Origin of the sequence: Streptomyces sp. NPDC059900 (genome assembly GCF_050270335.1) — a bacterium.
Classification (GTDB): domain Bacteria; phylum Actinomycetota; class Actinomycetes; order Streptomycetales; family Streptomycetaceae; genus Streptomyces.
Genome location: NZ_JBNNJZ010000694.1, coordinates 1 through 3,899, shown reverse-complemented (window position 1 = coordinate 3,899; position 3,899 = coordinate 1). Strand labels below are relative to the sequence as shown.

At 71.7% G+C, this 3,899-nt stretch carries 5 protein-coding genes and 1 riboswitch; of the genes, 4 read left to right on the top strand and 1 reads right to left on the bottom strand.

The genetic code is table 11. The features are described 5' to 3' along the window. Positions 1-45: 45 nt before the first annotated feature. Positions 46-906 (bottom strand): bifunctional 5,10-methylenetetrahydrofolate dehydrogenase/5,10-methenyltetrahydrofolate cyclohydrolase, encoded by an 861-nt coding sequence (locus ACQKIP_RS42170; protein WP_365865205.1) that lies wholly within the window; start codon positions 904-906, stop codon positions 46-48. A 21-nt stretch (positions 907-927) separates the two neighbouring features. Further along, positions 928-1,013, bottom strand: a riboswitch (ZMP/ZTP riboswitch). Between the two features lie 166 nt (positions 1,014-1,179). On the opposite strand from ACQKIP_RS42170, the gene ACQKIP_RS42165 reads away from it, so the two are divergent. Genes ACQKIP_RS42165 through ACQKIP_RS42150 form a run of 4 tightly spaced genes read left to right on the top strand, consistent with a single transcriptional unit; the run spans position 1,180 to position 3,775 of the window. Then, positions 1,180-2,133: a DMT family transporter gene (locus ACQKIP_RS42165; protein WP_365865203.1), complete on the top strand. Its 954-nt coding sequence runs from the start codon at positions 1,180-1,182 to the stop codon at positions 2,131-2,133. A 44-nt stretch (positions 2,134-2,177) separates the two neighbouring features. Then, complete coding sequence (locus ACQKIP_RS42160; protein WP_365865201.1) at positions 2,178-2,684, top strand: methylated-DNA--[protein]-cysteine S-methyltransferase; 507 nt, start codon at positions 2,178-2,180, stop codon at positions 2,682-2,684. A gap of 44 nt (positions 2,685-2,728) precedes the next feature. After that, complete coding sequence (locus ACQKIP_RS42155) at positions 2,729-3,499, top strand: 2OG-Fe(II) oxygenase (protein WP_365865199.1); 771 nt, start codon at positions 2,729-2,731, stop codon at positions 3,497-3,499. 51 nt (positions 3,500-3,550) lie between these two features. Further along, entirely contained in the window at positions 3,551-3,775 is a 225-nt protein-coding gene (locus ACQKIP_RS42150; RefSeq protein WP_365865346.1) for an Ada metal-binding domain-containing protein, read from the top strand. Positions 3,776-3,899 lie beyond the last annotated feature (124 nt).

Genomic DNA, 3,899 nt, shown 5'->3' with positions numbered 1-3,899 from the left:
GTCCTGACCCCGTGCCCTGTCGCCGGTGTGGTGCGGTGCCCGTGCTCAGTCCAGGCCGAGCTGGCGCGTCGCCGCCTCGACCGTCTGGGCGAGCAGCACGGCGATGGTCATCGGGCCGACGCCGCCGGGGACGGGGGTGATCAGGCTCGCGCGGTCCAGGGCGGTGTCGAAGTCGACGTCGCCGACGTTGCCCGCGTTGTAGCCGGCGTCGATCACCACGGCGCCGGGCTTGATGTCCGCGCCGGCGATGAAGCGCGGCTTGCCGACCGCGGCGACCAGGACATCGGCCTGCCGCACGATCGAGGGCAGGCCGTCGGTGCGCGAGTGGCAGTACGTCACCGTGGCGTCCTTGCCCAGGAGCAGCATGCCCGCGGGCTTGCCGAGGATGGCGCTGCGCCCCACGACGACGGCGTGCTTGCCGGTGAGGTCGACGTCGTACTCCTCGAGCAGGCGCATGATGCCGCCGGGGGTGCACGACACGAAGCCGGGCAGGCCGAAGCCCATCGCCGCGAACGAGTGCATGGTGACCCCGTCGACGTCCTTGGCCGGTGCGATCGCCTCGAAGGCGGCGCGCTCGTCGATGTGCGGCCCCACCGGGTGCTGGAGCAGGATGCCGTGCACGGTCGGGTCCTCGGAGAGAGCGGTGACCGTCGCGACCAGCTCGGCGGTGGAGACCGATGCGGGCAGGGCCACGTGCCGTGACTCGATGCCCGCCTTCTCGCAGCGGGCGCGCTTCATCCGGACGTAGGTCACCGAGGCGGGGTCCTCGCCGACCAGGACGGTCGCCAGGCAGGGGGAGGACCCGGTGCGGCGGCGGATGTCCGCGGCGGTGGCGGAGGCGGTTTCGACGATACGGCGGGCAAGGCCGGTGCCGTCCATCAGGCGGGCTGTCTGCGTCTGGGGCATGTGCTACTCCCGGGCTTCAGGATGAGTTGCCCAGGCGCGCGGCATCGACGGGATGTCAGGCCGCTCCCCGGTGGTACTCCACCTCAGCGCCAGTCACGGCCCGCCTCTCACCCTAAGCGACGGCGCGGGCGGTGGGACCGGAGCGCTGCGGATGTAGCTGTGCTTAACGAAACTTCAGAACTGTTTGCTTGTCCTTCCAGGTTGGTGACGGCATCGTTCACTGACAGCGGCCGAAGACACCGGATGACGACGGCCCGGACAGGGAGGGCAACAGTGAACGGCGTCCACGGACGAACATGGGCAGCGGCAAGGGTGGGCGTGCTCGCCCTGCTGTGGGGATCCACATTCCTCTGGATCAAACTGGCCCTGGAGGGCCTGAGTCCCGTGCAGGTCACGCTCCTGCGCTGCGCACTGGGCGCGGGCACCCTGACGGTGCTGCTCTTCGGCACCCGCGGCCGGCTGCCCGCGGGCCTGGCGACGTGGAAGCACATCTTCGTCGCCGCCTTCTTCTGCAACGCCCTGCCCTTCGGCCTCTTCAGCATCGGGCAGCAGACCGTCGACTCCGGAGTGGCGGGGGCCCTGAACGCGACGACACCGCTGTGGTCCGTCCTCATCGGCCTCGCCATCGGCACGGAACGCGGACTGCGGCCGATCCGCCTCGCCGGGCTCCTCCTCGGTTTTGCGGGCACGACGCTGATCTTTGCCCCGTGGCAGCAGTCGGGGCTGACGAGTTGGGGCGCCCTGGCGATCGTGGGCGCCGCGGCGAGCTACGCCGTCGGCTTCGCGTACATGGGCCATCACCTCGTCGGCAAGGGCATGCCCACCCTCTCCCTCTCCGCGGCCCAGCTCATGGCCGCCACGGGTCTGACGGCGCTTGCCCTGCCGGCCGGCGGCCTGGAGACGGTCCACGTGGAGCACACGACACTGCTCGCCGTGCTCGTCCTGGGGATCTTCGCCACCGGCGTCACCTTCCACCTCACCTACCGGATCGTCGCCGACGAGGGCGCGACCAACGCGGCGACCGTCGGGTATCTGCTGCCGGTGGTCTCCGTGGCCCTGGGCGCCGTCGTGCTCGACGAGGCCTTCAGCTTCCGGGTGGCCGCGGGCATGGCGGTCGTACTGATCGGAGTCGGCATGACACGCCTCCAGAAGCAGAAGCAGAAGCCGGGCCCTCAGCGTGACGTCCGAATCCCGCCAGCATCCAAGGTCGCGACACCTCACCGTTGAAGAGGAAAGAAGGCACGCAGAGGCAAGGAAAGAGGGAGGCGGCCATGACCGTCCACACGACCGTCACCAGCCCGCTCGGCGAACTGCTCCTCGTGGGGGAGCCGGCACGGGACGGTGTCTCGCTGACGTCGCTGTCCATGCCCGGCCAGCGGAACGCCCCGGTGGTGCGGGCCGGTTGGGCCCGCGATCCCGAGCGCTTCTCGGACGTCGCACGGCAGCTGGCCGCCTACTTCGCCGGTGAACTCACCAGGTTCGACATCGAGTTCACCCCGAGCGGCGGCACCGACTTCCAGCGCCGCGTCTGGGACTCCCTGGAGGAGATCCCGTACGGCGCCACGACCACGTACGGCGCACTTGCCCAGCGGCTCGGCGTGGACCGCACGCGAATCCAGGCGCTGGGCGCCGCGATCGGCGCGAACCCGCTGCTCCTGGTGCGCCCGTGCCACCGCGTGATCGGCGCGGACGGTTCCATGCGCGGCTACGCGGGCGGAGTGGAGCGCAAGGTCCGGCTCCTCACCCACGAGGGCGCCCTGCAGCCCACCCTCGTCTGACCTGCCCTCCCCGCCCGACCCGCACGACCACGAAGGGCCCGATCATGATCGACACCACGCACCCGGCGGGCACCCGCAGCGGCGCCGGCATCCGCAGCGGCGCCGGCAGCCGCGGGGGTGAACGCGTCGCCGCCGGGGACTGGGGCGCGCTGACCGCCGAGCTCGACGAGCACGGCCACGCACTCACCGACCGGCTCCTGACCCCCGAGGCGTGCCGTGACATCGCCGCCCTGTACGACGAGACCCACCGTTTCCGCTCGACCGTCGACATGGCCCGCTACCGCTTCGGATCCGGCCAGTACCGCTACTTCACCCACGAACTACCCGAACCCGTACGGGAGTTGCGCGAGGCCTTCTACCCCCGGCTGCTGCCCGTTGCCCGTGACTGGGCCGCGAAGCTCGGCAAGCCCGCCCCCTGGCCCGAAACCCTGGGGGAGTGGGTGGAGATGTGCCACGCGGCCGGCCAGGCCAAGTCCGCGCAGATCCTCCTGCGCTACGGCCCCGGCGACTGGAACGCCCTGCACCGTGACGTCTTCGGCGACATGCTCTTCCCGCTCCAGGTCGTCATCGGCCTCGACGTCCCGGGAGCCGACTTCACCGGCGGCGAGTTCATCATGACCGAGCAGCGCCCCCGCGCCCAGTCGCGCGGCTCGTCCACCACCCTGCCGCAGGGTCACGGGCTCATCTTCACCACCCGCGACCGGCCCGTCGCCTCCAAGCGCGGCTGGTCGACCGGGCCGATGCGGCACGGCGTGAGCACCGTCCGCTCGGGGCGGCGCCGCACGCTCGGCCTGGTTTTCCACGACGCGGCGTGAACCGAGCCCCGAGCCCCGGGCGCCGGGCCACCGGACCTCCGGACGTACACGCTGTGCGGCCCGGACGGGAAGCCGTACGCCGACAGCGCCCCTGGCGCCCCGGGAGGACACCGTCGAGGGCGCCTGTACGGCCGCCTCGGCTGCCCCTCCGCGCTGCGGGCCGTCGCCCGCGGCCCCTACGCCGCCCACCGCGTCTTCTTCCCCGACGAGGCCACCGCGATCGCGGCCGGATACCGCCCCTGTGCGCGCTGCCTGCCCGCTCAGTACGCTCGGTGACTCCTCCCCCAGCTGAAGCAGGGGGCTTTTCCTGTCGGTGGCTAGGCCACGTGGGGAAGGACCAGCCCGGCCCTGAGTGCGACGTTCCAGGCACCTACCCGGTCCGCGTGATCGCGGTGTCCGC

Coding starts and splice junctions, on each gene's coding strand:
- ACQKIP_RS42160 (WP_365865201.1), top strand. CDS start 2,178: ATGACCGTCCACACGACCGTCACCAGCCCGCTCGGCGAACTGCTCCTC.
- ACQKIP_RS42170 (WP_365865205.1), bottom strand. CDS start 906: ATGCCCCAGACGCAGACAGCCCGCCTGATGGACGGCACCGGCCTTGCC.
- ACQKIP_RS42155 (WP_365865199.1), top strand. CDS start 2,729: ATGATCGACACCACGCACCCGGCGGGCACCCGCAGCGGCGCCGGCATC.